The following is a 21,634-nucleotide window of genomic DNA, read 5'->3' as shown; positions in this document are numbered from 1 at the left end:
CGACGCACGATCACGTTCCTCGCCTTCCTCGGGTGCGACATGTCAGGTGGAGGATCTACCCACTCCTGCTTCTGTTCATCCCTACGCTTTTCTATCTGCTGCACTAGACAGAGCTAGAAAACAGTAGCGACACGCCGATGCCGCAATCTCCGCAAATATCGGGCGGTGGGTAGACACGCCGATACGTTGGCGTGGTGGACCCGATCCGCAACCCGTTCGCCCCGGGCGCGGGGCAGCGGCCGCCCGAACTGGCCGGCCGGGAACGCGAGCTGACCGCGTTCGAGGTGGTGCTGCAGCGGGTGGCCCGTGGCCGGCCGGAACGCAGCCTGGTGCTGACGGGTCTGCGTGGCGTCGGCAAGACGGTGCTGCTCGGTGAGCTGCGGTCGATGGCGATCAAGCACCGCTGGGGCGCGGGCAAGATCGAGGCGCGCCCCGATGCGGAGCTGCGGCGCCCGCTGTCCGCGGCCCTGCACCGGGCGGTCCGTGATCTCGCGGTGCGGCACCGCGCGCCGGACCGCGTCGAGGAAGTGCTCGGCGTGCTCAAAGCGTTCGCGCTGCGGTCGAACAAGGCGGACGCGAAGCTGCGGGACCGCTGGCAGCCGGGCATCGACGTGCCGGCCGCCCAGGGCCGCGCCGACTCCGGCGACATCGAGATCGACCTCGTCGAGCTGTTCACCGACGTGGCCGAGCTGGCCGCCGACGTCGGCACGGGCGTGGCGCTGCTGATCGACGAGATCCAGGACCTGCAGCCCGACGACGTGTCGGCGCTGTGCGCGGCGTGCCACGAACTGTCCCAGTCCGGAGCGCCGCTCGTGGTGGTCGGCGCGGGACTACCGCACGTGCCGGCGGTGCTGTCGGCGTCGAAGTCCTACTCCGAGCGGCTGTTCCGGTACGTGCGCATCGACCGCCTCAACCGGGAGGACGCCGACCGGGCCGTGCTGGCGCCGATCGAGCGGGAGGACGCCGGCATCGAACCCGAGGCGCTGGACGCGTTGTTCGACGCCTCCGGCGGCTACCCGTACTTCATCCAGGCGTACGCGAAGGCAGCATGGGACGCGGCACCGGACGACCCGATCACCGTCCAGGACGTGCGGGTCGCCGCGCCGGAGGCCGAGCAGGAGCTGGCGGTCGGATTCTTCGGGTCCCGCTACGAGCGCGCGACCCCGGCCGAGCGCGAGTACCTGCGGGCGATGGCGGAGCTCACCCAGGGCCGCGACGAGAGCGCCGGAACCTCGGACGTGGCCGTCTACCTGGGGCGCAAGCCGTCGTCGTTGTCACCGGCGCGGGACTCGCTGATGAAGAAGGGGCTCGTGTACTCCGCCGAGCGCGGGCACATCGCCTTCACGGTGCCGCACTTCGGGCACTACCTGCTCAGCCGTGCAATGGACTGACCAGCTCCCGCTCCGCGGCGGCCCGTGAGTCGTAGGCGGCGTGCGCCGCGGCGATCTGCTGCTGGTGCTCCTCGGTCCACGTCACCAGCGACTTGATCACCTCGTGCAGCGACACACCGAGCGGCGTCAGCTCGTAGTCCACCCGCGGCGGGATCACCGGGTACACGGTCCGGCTGACGATCCCGTCGCGCTCCAGGTGGCGCAGCGTGACGGTGAGCATCCGCTGGCTGACGCCGTCGATCGCGCGCCGCAACTCGGAGAACCGCATCGCCCGCCGGTCCAGCAGCGCGATGACGAGCAGGGACCACTTGTCCGCGACGCGGTCGAGGATGTGCCGGACCTCGCAGTCCGCCCGGGTGTCCCACTGCCTGACCTGGTCGTCCTCGGTTCCCGTGCAGTAACCGAGTGCCTGCGAAGTGCCGTCTTCCACGGTTGCCCATGGTGACACAAGATTCCTTCGTTACCAAACAGAACCAAGGAGGGGGATCCCGTGTCCACCACCGTTCCGACCGAGGCCCGGCTCACGCCACGGACCTGGGGGATGTTGTTCGTCCTGTGCGGCGCGATCTTCCTGGAGGGGATCGACGTCGCCATGCTGAACGTGGCGTTGCCCGCGATTCGCGCGGACCTGGGGATGTCCACCGGGCAGTTGCAGTGGGTCATCAGCGCCTACGTGCTCGGTTACGGCGGGTTCATGCTCGCCGGCGGCCGGGCCGCCGACCTGTTCGGCCGCCGCCGGATGTTCCTGGCCTGGCTCGCGGTGTTCCTGGTGGTCTCCGCCGCGGGTGGGCTGGCCGGCGAAGGCTGGTTGCTCATCGCCGCGCGGTTCGTCGCCGGGGTCGCCGCCGCGGTGATGGCCCCCGCCGGGCTGTCGATCATCACCACCGGGTTCGCCGAAGGACCGCAGCGCAACCGCGCGCTGCTGGTCTACTCCGGGACCGCGGCGGCCGGCTTCTCGCTCGGGCTGGTGCTCGGCGGGCTGCTCACGGCGGTGAACTGGCGGCTGGTGCTGTTCGTGCCCGCCGTCCTGGCGCTGATCATCCTGGTGCTCGGTGCGTCGCTCATCCCCGCCACCCCCCGGGAACCGGTGACCAGCCGGCGGGTCGACCTGCCCGGCGCGGTGACCGTCACGGCCGCGATCGTGCTCCTGGTCCTCGGCGTCGAGCGCTCCGCGCACGTCGGCGCGGCCTGGACCGCGGCCCTCGTCGCGGCGGGGCTCGCGCTGGGCGCCGTGTTCGTGCGGATCGAACGCCGGTCGGCGGCGCCGCTGGTGCGGCTGGGCCTGCTGCGGTCCGGAACGCTGGTGCGGGCGAACGTGGCCGCCCTGCTGTTCTCCGCCGCGTTCTTCGGGTTCCAGTTCGTCGCGGTGCTCTACCTGCAGGAGCTGCGGGGGTGGAGCACCGGGCAGACCAGTCTGGCGATGCTGGCGATCGGCGCGGACGCCGTCCTCGCCCCGACGCTGACCCCGCGTCTGGTCCGCCGGTTCGGCAACGCGAAGGTCGTCGTGACGGGCCTGGTGCTCGCACTGGTGGCGTACGTGCTGTTCCTGCCGATCGGAACCGACACCGCCTACCTCGCCATGTTCCCGACCATGATCGTGCTCGGGGTCGCGTTCGCGCTCGCCTACGGCCCGCTGACGATCGTCGCGACCAACGGCGTCGACGAGAGCGAGCAGGGCCTGGCCGGTGGGGTGCTGTACACCTCGTTCCAGTTCGGCGCGGCACTGGGGCTCGCGGCCTGCACCGCGGTCCTCACCGGGGCGGCAGCCGGTCCCGGGAGCTACCGGATGGCCCTCGCGGTGCCGATCGCGGCCGTCGCACTGGCCGCGGTGATCAGCGGTGCCGGTCTCCGGAAGCGGGTGGCGTGATGAGCCGCGCCGTCCAGTCGTTCACCGAGATCGAAGCCGAGTTCAACGCGTACGTGGGCGCGATCGGGTACGCCACGATGGTCACCGTCGACTCCCGCAACCGGCCGCGGACGCGAATCCTCATCCCGGTGTGGGAGAACGTGGACGGCCGGCCACGGGGGTGGCTGGCGACGTTCCCGACGCCGGTCAAGACGGCACACCTCGCGCGCAACCCGCACACCTCGTTCTCCTACTGGAAGCCGGGGAACGACTCGGTCGCCGTGGAGGCGGTGGCCACGACCGTGGACGAGCTCGAGGTCCGGTCCTACGTGTGGCGGCTCTACCGCAGGACCAGTCCGCGGGGCGCCGGTTACGACCTCGGCGCCTTCTGGCAGTCGCCGTCGGATCCGAAGCTGCACGTCCTGCGCTTGGAACCGTGGCGGATCCAGGTGATCCGCGGGCGGGACCTGCGCAGCCGGATCTGGGTCTCTGGAGAGTTCTAGCCCTCTCTAGTTCATGTGGTAGATGCGACGATCTTCCGCAAGAGTGATCTCGCGCCGACGATTCATAGGCGGGTGTGTCAGATCACCGGATAATCGTTGGCGACCTTGTGAAAAGAGGCGCATACTAGAGGCACAGCAGTCGAGATGCAACGAGGGATGCGAACACCGATGAGCAACATCGCCGCCAAGCTCCGAGCCCGCCGCGCACAAACGCGCACCCGCCGGGCGCTGAGCCGCGCGATCGACACAGCCGGTTCCGCCACGGTCCGCCAGGAGCTGATCGCCATCGCCCAGGCGCGCCAGTCCAACTTGCGCTGACGCGTGAGCTAGACCACAACTGAAGCAGGGTGTAACGCCGTCGGGGGAGGCGGCGATACCCCAGATGACCCCGTGATGCTGGCGGACCCCCGACCTGGCAGCATCACGGGGTTTCCAATTTTCCGGGCCCCCTGGCCGGCCCACGTCCTTGTCAACTCTTCGCTCCATTACGTACCTTGAACACCGTTCGCGCGTGAACGAGGTGCGGGATGACGGCTTCGCGGGGCCAGCTTCCGGAAGAACTCGCCGGCAGGCTGCTGACCTACACCAACTACAAGTGGCTCGACGTGGCGATCAGCGCTACCGGCCGGAACAGCGGCCTCGTCGCCGCCGGAGCCGGGTGCCGGCCCGGCCTGCGCCGCATCCGGTCCGCGAAGGACACCGGTCCGCTGGTCTACGACGAGCGCCGGTGGGCCGCGGAGCTCGCTTCACCCAGCTCGCCCCTGGGTCTCCCCAGCGGCGACGCCCTCTTCGAGATCACCCTCGACCAGTGGGTGGACGGCGTGGTCGCGGACGGCGTTCGCGCGGTCCTGACGCCCTCGAAGTTCGTCGCCTCCGCCGACTGGCCCACCCTCCGGGCGTTGGTCGAAGCCGCGAACGAGGTGACGTCACCTCGCGCCATCACCTTGGTCGCCACCGACGCCGCCATGCTCGATCCGGAACGGCTCGGCACATTCGTCGACGTGGTGTCCCGATCCGTCAAGCCACTCGCATTCGTGTTCGCCACGAAACGCCGCCCGCTGGGGTCTGCGGGGCGGGTAGCCGGTCTGCGAACGCTGCTCGCCGCGGTCCCGGGCTCCCTCCTGCTCGCGACCGAAGTACTGGCAGCGCTCGACGGGCTCACCCACGGGGCCGCCGCGGCGGCCATCGGGCTCACCGGCGGACTTCGCCGTCCCGCCAGACCGGACGACGTCACCGGCGGCGGGTTCTCGAACGGGGCTCTGCCCGGTCTGTTCCTGCGCGAACTGTGCGAGCACCGGAGCCCGATGACCTATGCGGACTGGTACGCGAACAGTCCTTCCCCGCGATGCGACCGGTGCGGCGGGCGCGCCCTCGATTCGTTCGCGGGCACTGACCAGGACCGGCGGGCCATCCTCCGCCACAACGTGCACACGTGGCTCGCGATGTGGGACGAGCTGCATCCGCTGAGGCGGGAGGAACAGCAGCAGGCACTGGCGGAGGAACTCCGCACGGCGTTCACCCGCCACGCTCGGCTCCGGCTGGGAAATGTCCGGCTGGAAGTCGACCCGCTACTCCGGCAGCTGGTGGAACTCGACGATCCGGAGCAGCGCTCGGCGACCCGGGCAGGCAGCTGGCGCTGAGCCACGCGGCATACGCTCGCTCAGCGAAGCGCCATCCGGCGGCCTTCACGTAGCGGCGCCGCCAGGGCGCCGGGGCGAGCAGCTGTTCGGGGGCGTCGTCGCCGCCCACCCACACACCGATTCCGAGCACGTCCGCTTCCCACAGGAGGTCCGCGATCCGGCCTGGCGCCTGGGGCAGGTGCAACACCCGCTGGGCGAACGGCTCGAAGGCCGCGGCGGCGCGGAGCCCCGCACGCCAACGCGGTTGCCGGACGACCACCAGGTCGACCGTGACGGCGGGCACGAGCAAGCGGCGAACACCGCGGGCCGAGGCCGTGACGATGCCCGGCGAAGTCCGCTGGAACAGCGCGGCATCATCCGCATCGAGATCACCCCAGGCGATGTCCGCGCCGAGCGGCAGGCTCATCAGGCGGTCCAGGAGTCGCAGGTCCGTCACCGCGCCGACCCCGGCTCCGGTTCGCCGGGCGTGCTCGGTGCCATCGACCCGCAGGACGGCGTCCCCGCGTCCACCGCTCACCCGCACCGCATCAGCGACGTAGTCGTGGGCCACGCCCGGCCCAGGCCCGAACGGACGATGGGCGCCCTGCCTCGTCATGTGCCCACCTTCGCACGGCTCCCTCCGGGCCGCCCGAAACCCCTTGCACAGGGAACCCGGGAGAGTAATCTTTGACTCAGTCAACGAGTTACTTGAGGTGGTCAAATGACCGGCCCGCTCCTCGATCGGATCATGCAGGTCCGCGCCTTCAACCGGCTCTACACCGGGATCATCGGCGTGCTGGAGGAAGGGCTGGTCGGGAGCGAGTACTCGCTCGGCGAGGCCCGGGTGCTCTACGAGCTCGCCCAGGAGGGCGTCACCGAGGTCGCCGAGCTGCGACGGCGCCTAGACCTCGACCCGGGCTACGCCAGCCGCCTGCTGGGCCGCCTGGAGAGCCGCGGCCTGGTGGTCCGCGAGCGTCACGAGTCCGACGGCCGCCGCCAGCTGGCCCGCCTCACCGAGGCCGGCCGGGCCGAACAGCAGGTCCTCGAGGAACGCACCATCGAGCAGATCGGCGGGCTCCTCGGCCGCCTCACCGAGGACGACCAGCACCGGCTGGTCACCTCGATGCGCACGATCAGCCACCTCGTCGGGCCACGCGAGCAGGCGCCGACCCTCGTGCTGCGCCCGCCCCGGCCCGGTGACTTCGGCTGGGTCGTGCAGCGCAACGGGGCGATCTACGCCCAGGAGTACGGCTGGGACGCCACCTACGAGGCCCTCGTCGCCCGCATCGTCGCCGACTACGTGGACCACTTCGACCCCGCTCGCGAGGCCGCCTGGATCGCCGAGCTCGGCGGGGAACGCGTCGGCTGCGTGTTCTGCGTGCGCGGGTCCGACGAGCGGACCGCGAAACTGCGCCTGCTCGTCGTGGAACCGCACGCGCGCGGGCACGGCGTCGGCACGCGCCTGGTGGACGAGTGCCTCGCCTTCGCCCGGGCACACGGCTACACCGCGATGGAGCTGTGGACCAACGACGTCCTGGCCGCCGCGCGGAAGATCTACCGGCGGGCGGGGTTCGAACTCGTCGACTCGCAACCCCACCGCAGCTTCGGGCACGACCTCGTCGGCGAGATCTGGCGACGGGAGTTGTGACGTGTTCGTCGTCCACCGCTACCGCTTCTGATCGCGGCCCATCGTGTAGAACTCCGGGTTCGGCCGCAGCGCGGTCAGGTGCGCGATCCGGTTGGACATCGCGAACAACGCGGTGATCGCCCCGACGTCCCAGATCTCGTCCTCGGTCAGCCCGGCCGTGCGCGCCGCCTCGACATCGGCTTCGCCGAACAACTCCGGCTCGCGGGTCAGCGCGAGCGCCAGGTCGACGATCGCGCGGCCCCGCTCGTCCAGCTCCACCTGCCAGGGGTTCGTGGCGACGCGGTCGGCCAGCTGCGGGTCCTTCGCGCGGATCCGCAGGATCGCGCCGTGGGCGATCACGCAGTACGTGCAGTGGTTCGCCCCCGACGTCGCCACCACCACGAGCTCCCGTTCGGCCTTGCTCAAGCCACCGGAACGCTCCATGAGCGCGTCGTGGTAGTCCAGGAAGGCGCGCAGTTCAGCCGGCCGGTGCCCCAGCGCCCGGAAGACGTTCGGCACGAACCCCGACTTCTCCGCGATCACGCCGATGCGTTCCCGCAGGTCGTCGGGCAGGTCGTCGAGCTCGGTGACACCGAACCGGCTGTCCACGATGTTCCTCCTCGTATCTCGAAGCGGCGGTGCCGCTTGCTGTGGGCCAGCAACCGGCACCGCCGCCCGAGCCACTTCATTGATCTTCCCTAGTGGTGAGCGCCGATGGGGCGCAGATCCTTGTCGTGCTCGTCGGCGTGGTAGTCGGTGCCCTCGGTGTCGTCCGTGCCGTTGAACACCTTCATGCTCCGGCAGATCACCGTGACGACGACCGCCACCACGAGGTTCCCGATCAGCGCCACGAACCCGGGGTAGATCTGCACGGCCGAGCCGGTGAACGGGTGCCAGCCGAAGATCGACAGGTCCTTCAGCGGCAGCGCAGAGCCACCGAAGTGGGCGCGCTTCGTGTTCGGGTTCGGGATGACGTACAGCATCGCGATGCCCCACGCCATGCCGGCGGCCCAGCCGGCGATCAGGCCGATCCGGTGGAACCACCGGGTGTACAGCGCAATCGCCACCGCCGGCAGCGTCTGCAAGATCAGCACACCACCGATGAGCTGCAGGTCGATCGAGAACTGCGGGTCGATGAACAGGATGAACGCGACCGCGCCGAACTTCACCACCAGTGAGGCGATCTTGGCCTGCTTGGCCTCCTGCCGCGGGGTGGCGTCCCGCTTCAGGTACTCCTTGTAGATGTTGCGGGTCCACAGGTTCGCCGCGGCGATCGACATGATCGCGGCAGGCACGAGCGCGCCGATGCCGATCGCGGCGAACGCGATGCCCGCGAACCACGACGGGAACTGGGTGCCGAACAGCACCGGCACCACGGTGTTGGAGTCGGCGTTGCCGGTGGCCGCGTTGGTGATCGGCTTGACACCCGCGGTCAGCGCGACGTAGCCGAGCAGCGCGAGCAGGCCCAGCAGCAGCGAGTACGCCGGCAGCGCCATCATGTTCCGCTTGATCACGTTGCGGCCGCGAGAAGCGAGCACACCGGTGAGCGAGTGCGGGTACAGGAACAGCGCCAGCGCCGAGCCAAGCGCCAGGGTGATGTACTGCAGCTGGTTGTTCCCGGTCAGCACGATCGAACCCTTCGGCTTCCCGGTGGCCGGGCTCGGCTGCGCCAGTGCCTTCGCGCTCGCGTCGAAGATGTGCGACCAGCCGCCGAGCTTGGCGGGCAGGTAGAACACCGCGACCAGGATGACGAGGTAGATCAGGCCGTCCTTGACGAACGCGATCAACGCCGGCGCCCGCAGGCCCGACTGGTAGGTGTACAGCGCGAGCACCAGGAACGCGATCAGCAGCGGCAGGTGACCGGCGATGCCGCCACCGTTGAGACCCATCGTCCGCAGCACGGCTTCCAGGCCGACCAGCTGCAGCGCGATGTAGGGCATCGTCGCGACGATGCCGGTGATCGCGATGAGCAGCGCCAGCGTCGACGAGCCGTAGCGGCCGCGCACGAAGTCCGCCGGCGTGACGTACCCGCGCGAGCGGGACACCGACCACATCCGCAGCGCGGGCAGGAAGACGATCGGGTAGAGGATCACGGTGTAGGGCAGGGCGTAGAAGCCCAGCGCACCGGCACCGAACACCAGCGCGGGCACGGCCACGAAGGTGTAGGCGGTGTAGAGGTCACCACCGACGAGGAACCAGGTGATCCACGACCCGAACTTGCGGCCGCCCAGCCCCCACTCGTCGAGGTGCTCCAGCGACGCCGCGGCCCGCCACCGGGACGCGACGAAACCCATCACGCTGACCAGCAGGAACAGCACGATGAAGATGATCAGCTCGGTCCACTGCAGACCGCTGCCGGGTGCCTGTGCCAGTGTCATAGCTGCTCACCCTCATCCAGTTCCTCGGCGGCGAGCCGGTCCGGCTTGCCCTTGACGACCGGCTTTCCCTTGGTCGCCACGTACACGATGGCCACGGACACGACCCCGACGAACACGAACAGGAACTGGTACCAGTAGAAGAACGGCAGGCCCAGCACCCGCGGCTTGTCGAAGTTGAACCACGGCGTCACGAGCATCAGCAGCGGTATCAGCAGGAACAGGTTCCACGGGCTGACCTGCAACCCCGTGACCTTCCCGGCGGCTTTACCAGACATGTGACCTCACTTGGTCGAAACAGGGCGGATTGACCCTAAGTCCTGAGTTCACTCTGCGTAAGGTGCCGGAAAGTATCGATTTGATCGCCGCGACACCGACGAACGCAGGTTGCCCCCGCCGGGCCCGGCCGATATGAATAGGCCGCCGCGTGCGGTACGCGTGCGGCTGCGGCTAGTGACGAAGGGGCGAGCATGACACGGACGCGCTGGGCGGTGGTGATCCCGGTTCTGGCCGGCACCCTGCTGGCGACGGGCACACCGGCGACGGCGGCACCGGCCGAACCCGCGCTGAACTCCACCGGCATCCCGGATCGCTACGCCTACCAGACGCTGAACTGGCACCCCTGCAGCGACGAGCTGTCCGGGCAGACGCCACAGGCCGGGGAGCAGGGCATGGAGTGCGCCACCTACCTGTCGCCGCGGGACTGGTCGGCACCGGACCAGGGCATCGACGTGACGATCGCGGTCGGGCGGCTCAAGGCGACCGGCACGGCGACGGAGAGCACGGTCGTCAACCCGGGCGGTCCGGGCGCGCCGGGCCGGCTCTTCCCGGCGCAGCTGCGCAACCAGACGCGGGTGCGGGAGCATCAGGACATCGTCGGTTTCGACCCGCGCGGCACCGGCAAGAGCACGAACATCACGTGCGGTGGCGCGGTCGGCACCGGCCGCGACCTCGACCCGCGGGACCGCAACCGGGAGAACCTGAAGCTGATCCTGGACGCCACCCAGTACGCGGCCGACTCGTGCCAGGTGAAGTCCGGCGACCTCGGGCCGTTCATCAACACCCGGCAGACGGTCGGCGACATCGACCTGCTGCGCCTGCTGCTGAAGCGGCAGAAGATCAACTGGGTCGGCTACTCGGCGGGCACCTGGCTGGGCGCGCACTACGCGCAGGCGTTCCCGGACCGCACCGGCAAGTTCGTGCTCGATTCGAACGTCGAGTTCACCACCACCTGGCAGAAGGCCTTCGACTGGCAGCCGTTGGGCTTCGAGCGCCGCTGGCGCGAGGACTTCCTGCCGTGGATCGCGAAGTACGACAGCCGGTACCACTTCGGCACCACCGCCGAGCTGGCGCGGCAGACGTACGAGCAGGTGCGCTACACGCTGACCCGGAACCCGGTCGAGGTCGACGGCACCAAGCTCTCGGCCAATGCACTGGACACCGCCATCTCGTCCCAGCTGTACGGCAAGAAGTACTTCCCGGACCTGGCGGACTACCTGGTGAGCGTGCGGAACCTGACCCAGGGCACCGCATCGGTCCAGCAGCGGGCGGCGCTGCTGGACCAGCTGAAGGCCGCGGCCGACGCGGTCGGCCCGCAGCCGCTGGTGGTGCCCAGCGACTACGACGACTCCGGCGACGCGAGCTTCTGGACGATCCCGTGCAACGAGGGCCCGTGGTCGGGCAACCGCAACACGGTGATCCGGCAGTCCACCGAGCTCGGGCCGAGGTACCCGCTGCTGGGCTGGGGCTGGCTGATCCAGCCGTGCATCTTCTGGAAGAACAAGCCGGAGCCGCTGCCGGTCCTGGACGGGCGCGGTGTGCCGCCGGTGCTGATGGTGCAGTCGACGCACGACCCGGCGACCCCGATCGAGGGCGCCCAGCGGGCGCACCGCGCGTTCCAGGGCTCCCGGCTGATCACCGTGACCGACGAGGGCGACCACGGCGTCTACGCCGGGGGCAACGCGGCGGTGGACAAGGTTGTGGAGGACTTCCTCGTGGACGGGGTGGTGCCGCAGGACCAGACGCTGCCTGGTATGCCGCTGCCCGACCCGGGCGCTTGATCCTCGGTCTCCAGAACCCCGCCGGGCCTGGTTCCGGCGGGGTTCTCGCGTTTTCGGGCACCGCCGGAGAACCGGCTGTGCACTTCCGGCCGGGCTGGTACCGGTAGTCCCCAGCCTGTGCACAGAGTTGTCCACAGGCTGGGGACAACTGGGCGGATAGACTGGGCGCATGGTGCGAGTCCCGCTGACCGAAGCCGAACGCGAACGCGGCGAGCGTCTCGGTGCCGCACTGCGAGCCGCCCGGGGTTCGCGCAGCATGGCCGACGTGGCGCTGGAAGCGGGCGTCTCGGTGGAGACGCTGCGGAAGATCGAAACCGGTCGCATCCCCACCCCGGCGTTCTTCACGGTGGTCGCCCTCGCCGACGCGGTGGGCCTGCCGCTGGACGCCCTGCGCGACGTGGTCACCGGAGTGCCGGCCGGCTGAGCCGGGAACCGGCGGGCTACGCCAGCTGCTCGAGCACCGGCGCGAACGCGTCCATGCTCCGCTCCAGCACCGTCACGTACCTGATTCCGAACCGGTCCCGCATGCCCGCCAGCTGCGCGGCGATCTCCGGCACCGAGCCCACCAGCAGGGTCGGCAGCTCCCCGATCGCCTCCACCGGCATCGACGGTGCGAACCGCTGCAGATCTGCCAGCGCGGCGCGCCGGTCGCCGGTCACCACGACGACCTGCACGAGTACGTTGATCTCCACCGGCCGCCCGTCGAGGCGGGCGCGCAAGAACGACACGCGCTCGGCGAACGCGTCCGCGCCGGCCAGCCCGGCCAGCCCGCCGTCCTTCGCCGCGGGCGCGCCGGTCAACGCGACGATGTCCGCGTACCGCGCGGCCAGCGTCAGCATCCGGTCACCCCACCCGCCGAGCATCAGCGGTGGCCCGCCGTCCTGCGCGGGCCCGGGCCGGTACCCGTCGTCGGCGAACAGCTTCCGCAGCTCCACGATCGTGCGTTCCACGTGGTCGATCCGCCGGCCCGGCCACGGCAGGCCCGCCGCCTCGAACTCCTCCCGCACGTACCCGGCGCCGAGCCCGAGCTCCAGCCGGCCGCCGCTGAACTCGTCGGCCGTCGCGGCGTCGCGGGCCAGCAGGGCCGGGTGGTAGAAGGGCGCGTTGAGCACGAACGTGCCCAGCCGTACCCGGGAAGTCGCCTCCGCCGCGAGTACGAGCGCCGGGAAGGGCGCCGGCATCCCCAGGTGGTCGGCCACGGTCACCACGTCGAAGCCGAGCTCCTCAGCCCGCCGGACCTTGTCCACGAACTCCGCCCGTGTCCCGGCGGCCATCATCTTCACGCCGAACCGCATCCCCCGCATGTTCCGACACCAGGGCCGGAAACGACGGAACGGCCACCCCCGGGGAACCGGGAGCGGCCGTTCCGCGAGCAGAACTCAGCCCAGGCGCTGCTTCAGCGCCGCCAGCTCGTCGTGCAGGCCGGCCGGCACGCGGTCGCCGATCTTGGCGAACCACTCCTCGATCAGCGGGATCTCCGCGCGCCACTCCTCCGGCTTGACCGCCAGCGACTCCTGGACGTCCTCGATCGGCTCTTCGATGCCGTCCAGGTCGAGGTCCTCGGCGCGGGGCACCAGGCCGACCGGCGTCTCCTGCGCACCCGCCGTGCCCTCGAGACGCTCGACGATCCACTTGAGGACGCGCGAGTTCTCGCCGAAGCCCGGCCACAGGAACCGCTTGTCGTCACCGCGGCGGAACCAGTTCACGTAGAAGATCCGCGGCAGCTTGCCGGCGTCGGCGTTCTTGCCGGTGTCCAGCCAGTGCTGGAAGTACGCACCGGCGTGGTAGCCGAGGAACGGCAGCATCGCCATCGGGTCGCGGCGCACCTCGCCGACCTTGCCGGCCGCGGCCGCGGTCTTCTCCGACGACATGGTGGCGCCCATGAACACGCCGTGCTGCCAGTCGCGGGCCTCGGTCACCAGCGGGACCGTGGTGGCGCGGCGGCCACCGAACAGGATCGCCGAGATCGGCACGCCCTTCGGGTCGTCCCACTCCGGCGCGAGCGTCGGGACCTGCGCGATCGGCGTGCAGAACCGCGAGTTCGGGTGCGCGGCCGGCTCGTCCGACTCCGGCGTCCAGTCGCGGCCCTTCCAGTCGGTCAGGTGGGCGGGCGCCTCCTTGGTCATGCCCTCCCACCACACGTCGCCGTCGTCGGTCAGCGCGACGTTGGTGAAGACGGTGTTGCCCGCCTCGATGGTCTTCATCGCCACCGGGTTGGTCTTCACCCCGGTGCCGGGCGCGACACCGAACAGGCCGAACTCCGGGTTGATCGCGTACAGGCGGCCGTCCTCGCCGAACCGCATCCACGCGATGTCGTCACCGATGGTCTCGGCGCGCCAGCCCGGGATGGTCGGCTGCAGCATCGCGAGGTTGGTCTTGCCGCACGCGCTCGGGAACGCGGCCGCGACGTAGTACGCCTTGTCCTCCGGCGAAATCAGCTTGAGGATCAGCATGTGCTCGGCGAGCCAGCCCTCGTCACGGGCCATGACGGAGGCGATGCGCAGCGAGTAGCACTTCTTGCCCAGCAGCGAGTTGCCGCCGTAGCCCGAGCCGTAGCTCCAGATCGTCCGGCTCTCCGGGAAGTGCGAGATGTACTTCGTGTCGTTGCACGGCCACGGCACGTCCTTCTCGCCCGGCTCCAGCGGCTTGCCGACCGAGTGCAGGGCGGGCACGAACTCGCGCTCGGTGCCGTCCTCCTTCACGAACTTCGCCAGCGCCTTGGCGCCCATGCGGGTCATCACGCGCATCGACGCGACGACGTAGGCGAAGTCGGTGATCTCGATGCCCAGCTTCGGGTTGTCGTCACCGAGCGGGCCCATGCAGAACGGAATGACGTACATCGTGCGACCACGCATGCAGCCCCGGTAGAGCTCCGTCATGGTGGCTTTCATCTCGTCCGGGTGCATCCAGTTGTTGGTCGGCCCGGCGTCCTCTTCCCGCTCGGAGCAGATGAAGGTCCGCTCCTCGACCCGCGCGACGTCGCTCGGGTCCGAGGCCGCCCAGAAGGAGTTCGGCTTCGCCGTCAACGGGACGAACGTGCCGGCCTCGACCAGCTCGTTGTTGATGCGCTCGGCCTCCTGGTCGGAGCCGTCGCACCACACCACTCGGTCAGGGGTGGTCAGCTCGGCGACCTCCCGTACCCACGCAAGCACACCGCTGTGCGACGTCGGCGCCTTGTCCAGTCCCGGGATGGCTACTGCAGTCATTCCTTCTCCTGACTTCGACGGCAGGAACGACGTCCGCCGAAACCGTGTCCGGGGAAGCGTTCCGTCGCCGGCGACCGAATGGCTTCGCACACCGGCTGCCCTACCGGTGTGCTGGAAATACTGGGATTCCCCGAGGGTAGCCGGATGGACGGCAGGTAACCGAGGCCTGACCTGTCGGTTCTCTCACAAGAACGATCAGGGAATCGATTCAGATATCGCTGAACCGGGCTAGCGGAGAAAGTTCTTCGGCTCGCGCGTGATCTTGCCGATAGCGAGACCGGAGGGATTTGCCCGGAAAACGCGACCGGCCCCGGACGTCCGGGAGGGACGCCGGGGCCGGATTTCGCCCGATTCCGTTCAGTTCTGGGAGATCCACTGCCCGGTGCCGGAATCGATCCGGGCGACCCCCTCGACCGCCTGGTGGCCGTCACCGCCCCAGAACCGGTCGCTGTCCGGCGGGGCGTCGGCGGTGAACCCGCTCGGCGCCTCGGTCCACTCGCCCTGCCCGGTGTGCTGGTAGGTGTGCGTCTCACCGTCGGGCGTGATGATCGTCTGCACGTCGGCGCGGCCGTCGCCGTCGACATCGGTGAACACGCGCGTGTTGCCCGCCTCGTCGGTCACGATCGCGCTGTCCGCGGTGCCGTCGTTGTCGCTGTCCACCGTCGCCGGGCCCACCTCGACGATGCCGTCCGAGGAGTCCGCGACGATCTCACCGACGCGGCCGGTCTCGGTGCCGTCCGGCGCACCGCCGGCGGAGCCGTGATCGGCGACCCAGTCGCCGGTGGACTCGTCGTAGCGGGCCATCTCCACGACGTTGCCCGCGGTGTCGGTGTGCACGTACTCGTCGGCGTGCCCGTCGCCGTCGGTGTCGGCGTACGCGGTGATCGTGCCGTCGGCGTTGTCCAGGCGGACCGCGTCGTCGACGCCGTCGTGGTCCAGGTCCATGTTCTGTTCGGCCGTGTAGGTGTGCCCGTCGACGGTGATCTCCAGGTCACCGCCGGAGGTCGTGGCGTCGGTGGGCTCAACCCCGCCGGTCTCATCGATCCACACGCCGAACTCCCCACTCTCACACTGTCGAACTCACAGTCTTGGACTCACGTTATGCCGGTTCGGTTCCCCCGCACAACCGACCCGGTCAGCCCTGCTCACGCAGTGTGCGGATGCGCCCGAGCAGGGTTTCGGCGCGGTCCCGGCCGTCGCCGGCCTCCTTGAGCCGCCTGCTCACCGCCGCAAGCTTCTTCGCCCGCTCCTGCGCACCCATCTTGATCGACTTGTCCACCTGCTTGAGCTCGGCCTCGATCGCGTCGATCCGGCGCGACAGCGCCTCGTCGAGCGCCAGCGACAACTGCTGCTCGGCCTCGATCAGCTGGTCGGCGACCAGCTGATCGAGGATCGAGCGCGCCTCCGCGATCGACTCCACCAGCCACTGCTTGAGGTGCTGCTTGTCCGCGGCGTGCCGCCGGGTGCGGGCCATCCACCAGCCGGCACCGAGCCCGACCACGATGGTCGCCGGCAGCACCACCGGGTTGAGCAGCGCCACCCCGGCCAGCGGCAGGGCGGCGAGCTTGCCCGCACCGACACCACCGGAAACGCCCATGAAGATCAGCAGTTTGTCCTCGGGCGTGGACTGCTTGCGGTCCGGCGGCCGCAGCACCACCTGCGGACCACCGCTGCGCAGGAACTGGGCGCGGATCACGTCCAGCTCCTCGGGCGCGAACAACTCGGCGAGCGCGACGTCGGTGACGCGGTTCAACCGGTGCGCCATCAGGGCCGACACCCGCTGGGAAATCATCTGCAACGCGGCGTCCACCTGCTGCGGCAGCTGGGCCAGCTCGTCCTTCTTCGCGTTGTCGATGCGGGCGCGGAAGTGGGACTGGGCATCGCGGATCTGGCGGCTGGTCTCGTGCCCGAGGTCGACCCGGGCGCGCTGGATCTCGCCCCGCAGCCTGAGCTGCCAGCCCCGGGTGGACGTCTTGCGCTGGGCCGCGAGCTCGTCGCGCCGCTCGCGCAACCGCTCGGCCTCGGCCTCCCCGGAGGACAGCGCCCGCTGCTCGGCGAGCAGGCCGGCGTGCACCTCGCCGAGCGCACTGGACAACGCCCGCAGCGTGTTCGCCTCGCCGAGCATCGCCGACCGCCCGACCACGAGCTCCTGCAGCGCGGTCTGCAACTCGATCACCCCGGACCGCTCCCGCAGCACCACCGCCGCCTGCTCGTTCGGCGCCTGCGCGGCCATCTCGAACATGCGTGCCGAGACCGGGTGGAACGCCGCGCCGGCGAAGCGCGGCGCGTACTCCGCCAGCAGCCGCCGGTCGGCCTCCAGCACCTCGCGCCAGCCGCGGAAGGCGTCGGTCTTGGACAGTGCGAACACGACGGTCTCCACGCGGTCGCCGACGCGGCGCAGGAACTCCAGCTCGGTGGCGGTGAACGGGGCCGAGGCGTCCACGACGAACAGCAGCGCGGTCGCGCCGGCCGCCGCCTCGGCGGCCAGCTCGCCGTGCATCGAATCGAGCCCGCCCACGCCCGGCGTGTCCACCACGGAGAGCCGTTCCAGGATCGGGACCGGGCCGGTGACCTCGACGTACCGCGGCGGCAACTGGCCCTCCGGCAGCTCGTGCGCCGCCGACACCCAGCGGACCAGCTCCGGCAGCGGCACCGCGACCGGGGCGAACTGTCCGGGGTAGCACGCCTGCGCGGCCCACTCCGGTGCGTGGTCGAACACGAGGTAGCCGGCGGTGGCGACCTCGGCGGCCACCGGGGACAGCCCCGGCGTCGCGAGCAGGGCGTTGACCAGGGAGCTCTTGCCGCGGTTGGTCTCGCCGACCACCACCACCTGCGGCTTCTTCGGCCGCGACCGGCGGACCGCCTCGACCCAGGCGGCCGACTTCGGATCGCACTCGCGCAGCAGGGTGAGCAGCGCTTCGCGGGCCTGCTTGACCTGGGTGGGCAGGGTGGACAGGGGCGGCGCGGTCACGAGCGGACCCTAGCGCTTCGTGTAGACCGTCACGACGGGCGCACGCAGCAGGCGGCCGCCGTCGGTGAACCCGACCACCTCGGTCTCGGCGACCACGCCGTCCAGCGCCGGGTCCTCGGTGCGGATCGCACCGCCCGCCTCGTGCACGGACGGGTCGAACCGCTGCCCGTCCGGGCGGACCGCTTCCACGCCGACGCGGGCCAGCCCCTGTTCGAGGCGCTCGACCACACCTCCGCTGCGTGCCCGGTCCAGGGCGTAGAGGCAGAGCTGGATCAGCTCCTGCCGGTCGGCCCACGCCTGTTCGAGCGCCTCCGGGCCGGCGGCCACGTCGGATACACGGTTCACATCGGTGTTGGACGGGGCTTGCGCGGCCGTGGTTCCCTCGACCTCGCCGATGATCTTCCGCAGTTGCGCGCCGGGGATCTGCCCGGTGGGGGAGTCGTCGGCCGGCCGGCGCCGGAACCAGGAAGCCATGACACTCACCCCTCGCTGATCGCGGTCATCTCAACTGCTGCCAGATGAGGAAGTACGCCCGGTGCACGACGTGCGCGACCCGGCTCTGCGCGGGCGTCGCCCCGAACGACGCGAACGAGCGCCACCAGCCGGCGCGTTCCAGGGCGTGCGCCGCCAGCTCGGCCCGGGCCGCACCGGGCATGCCCAGCTGCTCGTCGACACCGGCGTTGCTGCCCACCCGCAACACCTCCTCGGCGAGGTCCTCGGGCATGTCGACGGCACCGGCGACGACCAAGGTCAGCGCCTCCAGCAACCGCAGCTGGTGCGCCTCGGGCTTGGCGAGCAGCACCTCGATCGCGTCGTGCACGCGCTGCCGCTCCGCCGGATCACCGGAGGAGTGCGCCAGTGCGGTGACCGACGCGAGCGCCGCGGCGGCCTTGATGCCGTCGGCGCGGGCGGCGAAGACCGTGTTCAGCCGGGCCCGCACGGCGTCCAGGCCGGAGGCGGCGAGCAGCAGCCGCCGCAGCGCGCCCGCGGTGATCGATCCGTCCGCGCGGATGGCTTCGATCGCCTTGCCGATGCCGTAGAGGTCGAGCTTCTCCAGCAGCCGCAACCGGGTGCCGGCCGGGATCTCGCAGTCCCAGCTGGTGAAGATGTCCGCCGCCATCAGCATGGTCTCCAGCGTGGCGTCGTCCAGTGCGGCCAGCTGGCGCAGCACGTCGGCGTCGGCGGAGGTGAAGTTGCCCGACTCTGCGGATTCGGCGATCAGCCCGATCACCGGCAGCACATCCGCCACCCGCGGCCGGAGCAGCGCGCTCTGCTTCTCGGCGAGGATCGACGCAGCGCGCCACACGTCGCCGCCGGAGCCCTCGACCGACTCCGGCGGGATGGTGTCGGCCTTGTTCAGCACGGCGATCGCGTTGACCGGGCCGGCTTCGCGGCTCGCCGTGGCGGCGGTGAACGCGGCGAGCGCCTGCTGGTCGTCCGCGCGCACCCCCTGGGTCACGACGTAGAGGACGGCCTCGGCACCGGCGACCGCGTTGCGGGAGGTCTCGTCGAGCTCGTCACCGCCGTCGGCGGACTCGGCGGCCTGGGCCGCGCCCAGCAACTGCTCGGTCCGCGACACCGAAGCCGCGTCCAGCGAACCGAGGCCGGGGGTGTCGATCACCGTCATGTCCTGCAGGACCGCGCTGGTCAGGTACGCCTCGATGTGCGAGACCCGGCTGACGTCCACCCCCAGCTCGGCCGGGATCGAGCCGTCCGGCGCGAACGGCAACACCTGCTTGTGGCCGCCGGTGAACACGACCTCGATGCGGTCCACCGTGCCGTACTGGAAGCGGGTCACCAGTCGGGTGCACTCGCCCACGTCGGTGGGTGCGACCCGGCGCCCGATCAGCGCGTTGACCAGCGTGGACTTGCCGGACTTGATGCGCCCGGCGACCGCGACCTGCAGCGGCGCGCCCAGGCGGCGCAGCACCTCGGCGAAACCGGCGGCGGTGCGCGCGGACACCTGCGGCTGCAGGCGGCGGCAGAGGTTGGCGACCGACACCGACAGCGGACCGGCCAGGCGTCCCTGATCCGTCGTCGCCGCCACCTCGTTCCCCTCCCGGTCCCTCGCGTCGCGTCCAGATCCTGCCACGGCCGTCGACCGGAAGTCCCATGCGCGGTGCTACCGCGGGATGACGCGCGGTGCGGCCCACCCGACCTAGGGTGAACGGTGTGCGGCGACTGAGTCTCTGGATGCGGGCGCACCCGGCGGTCGGGGACTGTCTGCTCGCCCTGTCGCTGCTGTCCATCGACCTGCTGGTGCTGCTCACGCAAGCGACCGACCGCCACCGCCAGCCGTGGTACGTCGCGCTCCCGCTGGACGTCGCGATGGTGGCGCCGGTGGCGTTCCGGCGGAAGTACCCGCAGGTCACGGCCTACGTGATCCTGGTGCTGACGGTGCCGCACAGCGCGTTGCAGCTGGGCATCGGCAGCGCGACGGCGAGCTGCATCGCGCTGTACACGATGGTCGTCTACGTCGGGCGGCGGCAGGCGGCGCTGTACGTGGTGGCCCAGCTGGCCGTCGCCGTGCTGCAGATGTGGGCGCACTGGGCGCCCGGGGGCTGGATCACCCTGATCATCATCGTGCTGATCTTCGCGTTGTGCTGGGTGCTCGGGGAGTTCGTCGGCGCACGGCAGGCGTACCACGCCGAGGTGGAGGCGCGGCTGCACCTGCTGGAGACCGAACGCGACCAGGCCGGGCGCATTGCGGTCGCCGAGGAGCGCGGACGGATCGCCCGGGAACTGCACGACGTGGTGGCGCACGCGGTGAGCGTGATCGTGGTGCAGGCCGACGGGGCGTCCTACGCGCTGCGGTCGGACCCGGCGGTGGCCGAGCGGGCGGTGCGCACGATCTCCGACACCGGCCGGCAGGCGCTGGCCGAGTTGCGGCGGCTGCTGCAGGTGCTGCGCAACGAGGAGGTGACCGGGGAACCCCGCATCCCGCAACCGACCGCGGAGTCGCTCACGGACCTGGCGGAGCGGGTGCGGACCGCCGGGGTCCCGGTGGAGCTGTCCATCGACGGTGAGATGACCGGCCTGCCGGCCGGGGTGTCGCTCGGGGTGTACCGGATCGTGCAGGAATCGCTGACCAACACGCTCAAACACGCCGGGCCGGGGGCGCGGGCGCAGGTGCGGGTGCGGCGGACTGAGAACCTGGTGGACGTGGAGATCGTGGACGACGGGGCGGGTAAGGCCCGCGCGCTGGTGCCGGCGCCGGACCTGCCGGGCGGCAACGGGCTGATCGGGATGCGCGAGCGGGCGCACCTGTTCGGCGGGATCCTGCAGGCAGGGCCGTGCCCGGCTGGTGGGTGGCGGGTGCACGCCACCTTCCCGGTGAGGCTCGACCCGTGATCCGCGTGGTGGTGGTCGATGACCAGGAACTGATGCGGGTGGGGTTCCGGATGGTGCTGTGCGCGCAGGAGGACATCGACCTGGTCGGCGAGGCCGGGAACGGCGCGGATGCGGTGGCGCTCGCCGCCGACCTGCGGCCGGACGTGGTGCTGATGGACGTGCGGATGCCGGTGATGGACGGCGTCGAGGCGACCAAGCGCATCGTCGAGACGCAGACGTCCCGGGTGCTGGTGATGACGACGTTCGACCTCGACGAGTACGTCTACGCCGCGCTGCAGAACGGGGCGAGCGGGTTCCTGCTGAAGGACACCCCACCGGACCACCTGGTGTCCGCGTTGCGGTCCGTGGCGTCCGGAGATGCGGTGGTGTCGCCGTCGGTGACGCGGCGGCTGCTGGACCGGTTCGTCAGGGGCGGCGGCCCGCTGCGTGACGAGGCGGAGCTCGACGTGCTGACCGAGCGGGAACGCGAGGTGCTGGTGCTCATCGCGAAGGGCCTGTCCAACGTGGAGATCGCGGAGAAACTGTTCCTGTCCGAGGCGACGGTGAAAACGCACGTGGGCCGGATCCTGGCGAAGCTGGGGCTGCGGGACCGGGTGCAGGCCGTGGTGCTGGCCTACGAGACCGGGTTGATCCGGCCCGGCCTGGCCTGAGCGAGCCCGGGCGCGCACCGCGCCCGGGCTCCGGA

General features: G+C 70.6%; 20 protein-coding genes. 10 read left to right on the top strand and 10 right to left on the bottom strand.

Going from position 1 to position 21,634, the window contains the following annotated elements; all coding sequences use genetic code 11:
• The first annotated feature begins 194 nt into the window (after positions 1 to 194).
• Entirely contained in the window at positions 195 to 1,391 is a 1,197-nt protein-coding gene (locus FHX46_RS01485) for an ATP-binding protein (protein ID WP_167109946.1), read from the top strand.
• Here FHX46_RS01485 and FHX46_RS01480 read toward each other — a convergent pair.
• The gene (locus tag FHX46_RS01480; protein ID WP_167109944.1) at positions 1,372 to 1,821 is read right to left on the bottom strand and encodes a winged helix-turn-helix transcriptional regulator; all 450 of its coding nucleotides are present in this window, start codon (positions 1,819 to 1,821) and stop codon (positions 1,372 to 1,374) included. The two genes, FHX46_RS01485 and FHX46_RS01480, sit on opposite strands and share 20 nt — an antisense overlap.
• A gap of 60 nt (positions 1,822 to 1,881) precedes the next feature.
• On the opposite strand from FHX46_RS01480, the gene FHX46_RS01475 reads away from it, so the two are divergent.
• The 5 genes from FHX46_RS01475 (at position 1,882) to FHX46_RS01455 (ending at position 7,007) form a co-directional block, all read left to right on the top strand.
• Positions 1,882 to 3,258 (top strand): MFS transporter, encoded by a 1,377-nt coding sequence (locus tag FHX46_RS01475; RefSeq protein ID WP_313885990.1) that lies wholly within the window; start codon positions 1,882 to 1,884, stop codon positions 3,256 to 3,258.
• Positions 3,258 to 3,740 (top strand): pyridoxamine 5'-phosphate oxidase family protein, encoded by a 483-nt coding sequence (locus FHX46_RS01470; protein WP_167109942.1) that lies wholly within the window; start codon positions 3,258 to 3,260, stop codon positions 3,738 to 3,740. Before FHX46_RS01475 ends, FHX46_RS01470 begins: the two co-directional genes overlap by 1 nt.
• A 168-nt stretch (positions 3,741 to 3,908) precedes the next feature.
• Positions 3,909 to 4,058, top strand: coding sequence for a hypothetical protein (locus FHX46_RS01465; protein ID WP_167102323.1), 150 nt, complete (start codon positions 3,909 to 3,911; stop codon positions 4,056 to 4,058).
• A gap of 209 nt (positions 4,059 to 4,267) precedes the next feature.
• Positions 4,268 to 5,380, top strand: a complete 1,113-nt coding sequence (locus tag FHX46_RS01460) for a hypothetical protein (RefSeq protein WP_167109940.1) — start codon at positions 4,268 to 4,270, stop codon at positions 5,378 to 5,380.
• Between the two features lie 700 nt (positions 5,381 to 6,080).
• On the top strand, positions 6,081 to 7,007 hold the full coding sequence (locus FHX46_RS01455) for a bifunctional helix-turn-helix transcriptional regulator/GNAT family N-acetyltransferase (protein WP_167109938.1): 927 nt from the start codon (positions 6,081 to 6,083) through the stop codon (positions 7,005 to 7,007).
• Between the two features lie 18 nt (positions 7,008 to 7,025).
• Here FHX46_RS01455 and FHX46_RS01450 read toward each other — a convergent pair whose 3' ends face one another.
• The 3 genes from FHX46_RS01450 to FHX46_RS01440 all read right to left on the bottom strand — a co-directional run bounded on the left by FHX46_RS01450 (position 7,026) and on the right by FHX46_RS01440 (position 9,639).
• Positions 7,026 to 7,595, bottom strand: coding sequence for a peroxidase-related enzyme (locus tag FHX46_RS01450; protein WP_167109936.1), 570 nt, complete (start codon positions 7,593 to 7,595; stop codon positions 7,026 to 7,028).
• 89 nt (positions 7,596 to 7,684) lie between these two features.
• Complete coding sequence (mctP, locus tag FHX46_RS01445) at positions 7,685 to 9,364, bottom strand: monocarboxylate uptake permease MctP (RefSeq protein WP_167109934.1); 1,680 nt, start codon at positions 9,362 to 9,364, stop codon at positions 7,685 to 7,687.
• Entirely contained in the window at positions 9,361 to 9,639 is a 279-nt protein-coding gene (locus tag FHX46_RS01440; RefSeq protein ID WP_167102305.1) for a DUF3311 domain-containing protein, read from the bottom strand. The genes mctP and FHX46_RS01440 overlap by 4 nt, the downstream gene beginning before the upstream one ends.
• Before the next feature lie 192 nt (positions 9,640 to 9,831).
• On the opposite strand from FHX46_RS01440, the gene FHX46_RS01435 reads away from it, so the two are divergent.
• Positions 9,832 to 11,421, top strand: a complete 1,590-nt coding sequence (locus FHX46_RS01435) for an alpha/beta hydrolase (protein ID WP_167109932.1) — start codon at positions 9,832 to 9,834, stop codon at positions 11,419 to 11,421.
• Positions 11,422 to 11,590: 169 nt separating this feature from the next.
• Positions 11,591 to 11,845 (top strand): helix-turn-helix domain-containing protein, encoded by a 255-nt coding sequence (locus FHX46_RS01430; RefSeq protein ID WP_167109931.1) that lies wholly within the window; start codon positions 11,591 to 11,593, stop codon positions 11,843 to 11,845.
• A 16-nt stretch (positions 11,846 to 11,861) separates the two neighbouring features.
• On the opposite strand, the gene FHX46_RS01425 is transcribed toward FHX46_RS01430, so the two are convergent.
• The 6 genes from FHX46_RS01425 to FHX46_RS01400 all read right to left on the bottom strand — a co-directional run bounded on the left by FHX46_RS01425 (position 11,862) and on the right by FHX46_RS01400 (position 19,645).
• Complete coding sequence (locus FHX46_RS01425; RefSeq protein WP_313885989.1) at positions 11,862 to 12,716, bottom strand: TIGR03621 family F420-dependent LLM class oxidoreductase; 855 nt, start codon at positions 12,714 to 12,716, stop codon at positions 11,862 to 11,864.
• 84 nt (positions 12,717 to 12,800) lie between these two features.
• A complete protein-coding gene (locus FHX46_RS01420; protein ID WP_167109927.1) occupies positions 12,801 to 14,627 on the bottom strand; it encodes a phosphoenolpyruvate carboxykinase (GTP) in 1,827 nt (608 codons plus the stop codon).
• 357 nt (positions 14,628 to 14,984) lie between these two features.
• On the bottom strand, positions 14,985 to 15,677 hold the full coding sequence (locus tag FHX46_RS01415) for a DUF6802 family protein (RefSeq protein ID WP_167109925.1): 693 nt from the start codon (positions 15,675 to 15,677) through the stop codon (positions 14,985 to 14,987).
• Between the two features lie 85 nt (positions 15,678 to 15,762).
• Complete coding sequence (locus FHX46_RS01410) at positions 15,763 to 17,598, bottom strand: dynamin family protein (protein WP_167109923.1); 1,836 nt, start codon at positions 17,596 to 17,598, stop codon at positions 15,763 to 15,765.
• A gap of 9 nt (positions 17,599 to 17,607) precedes the next feature.
• The gene (locus FHX46_RS01405) at positions 17,608 to 18,072 is read right to left on the bottom strand and encodes a nucleotide exchange factor GrpE (RefSeq protein WP_208399960.1); all 465 of its coding nucleotides are present in this window, start codon (positions 18,070 to 18,072) and stop codon (positions 17,608 to 17,610) included.
• A 25-nt stretch (positions 18,073 to 18,097) separates the two neighbouring features.
• Positions 18,098 to 19,645: a dynamin family protein gene (locus tag FHX46_RS01400; RefSeq protein ID WP_167109919.1), complete on the bottom strand. Its 1,548-nt coding sequence runs from the start codon at positions 19,643 to 19,645 to the stop codon at positions 18,098 to 18,100.
• A 146-nt stretch (positions 19,646 to 19,791) separates the two neighbouring features.
• Between FHX46_RS01400 and FHX46_RS01395 the strand changes: the two genes are divergently transcribed.
• Positions 19,792 to 20,949, top strand: coding sequence for a sensor histidine kinase (locus tag FHX46_RS01395; RefSeq protein ID WP_167120985.1), 1,158 nt, complete (start codon positions 19,792 to 19,794; stop codon positions 20,947 to 20,949).
• Positions 20,946 to 21,599 (top strand): response regulator, encoded by a 654-nt coding sequence (locus tag FHX46_RS01390; RefSeq protein ID WP_167109917.1) that lies wholly within the window; start codon positions 20,946 to 20,948, stop codon positions 21,597 to 21,599. Before FHX46_RS01395 ends, FHX46_RS01390 begins: the two co-directional genes overlap by 4 nt.
• Positions 21,600 to 21,634: the final 35 nt, after the last annotated feature.

The organism is Amycolatopsis viridis (genome assembly GCF_011758765.1).
Lineage (GTDB): Bacteria > Actinomycetota > Actinomycetes > Mycobacteriales > Pseudonocardiaceae > Amycolatopsis_E > Amycolatopsis_E viridis.
The sequence above is the reverse complement of the archived record's forward strand: the minus strand, read 5'-3'. Positions and strand labels throughout refer to the sequence as shown.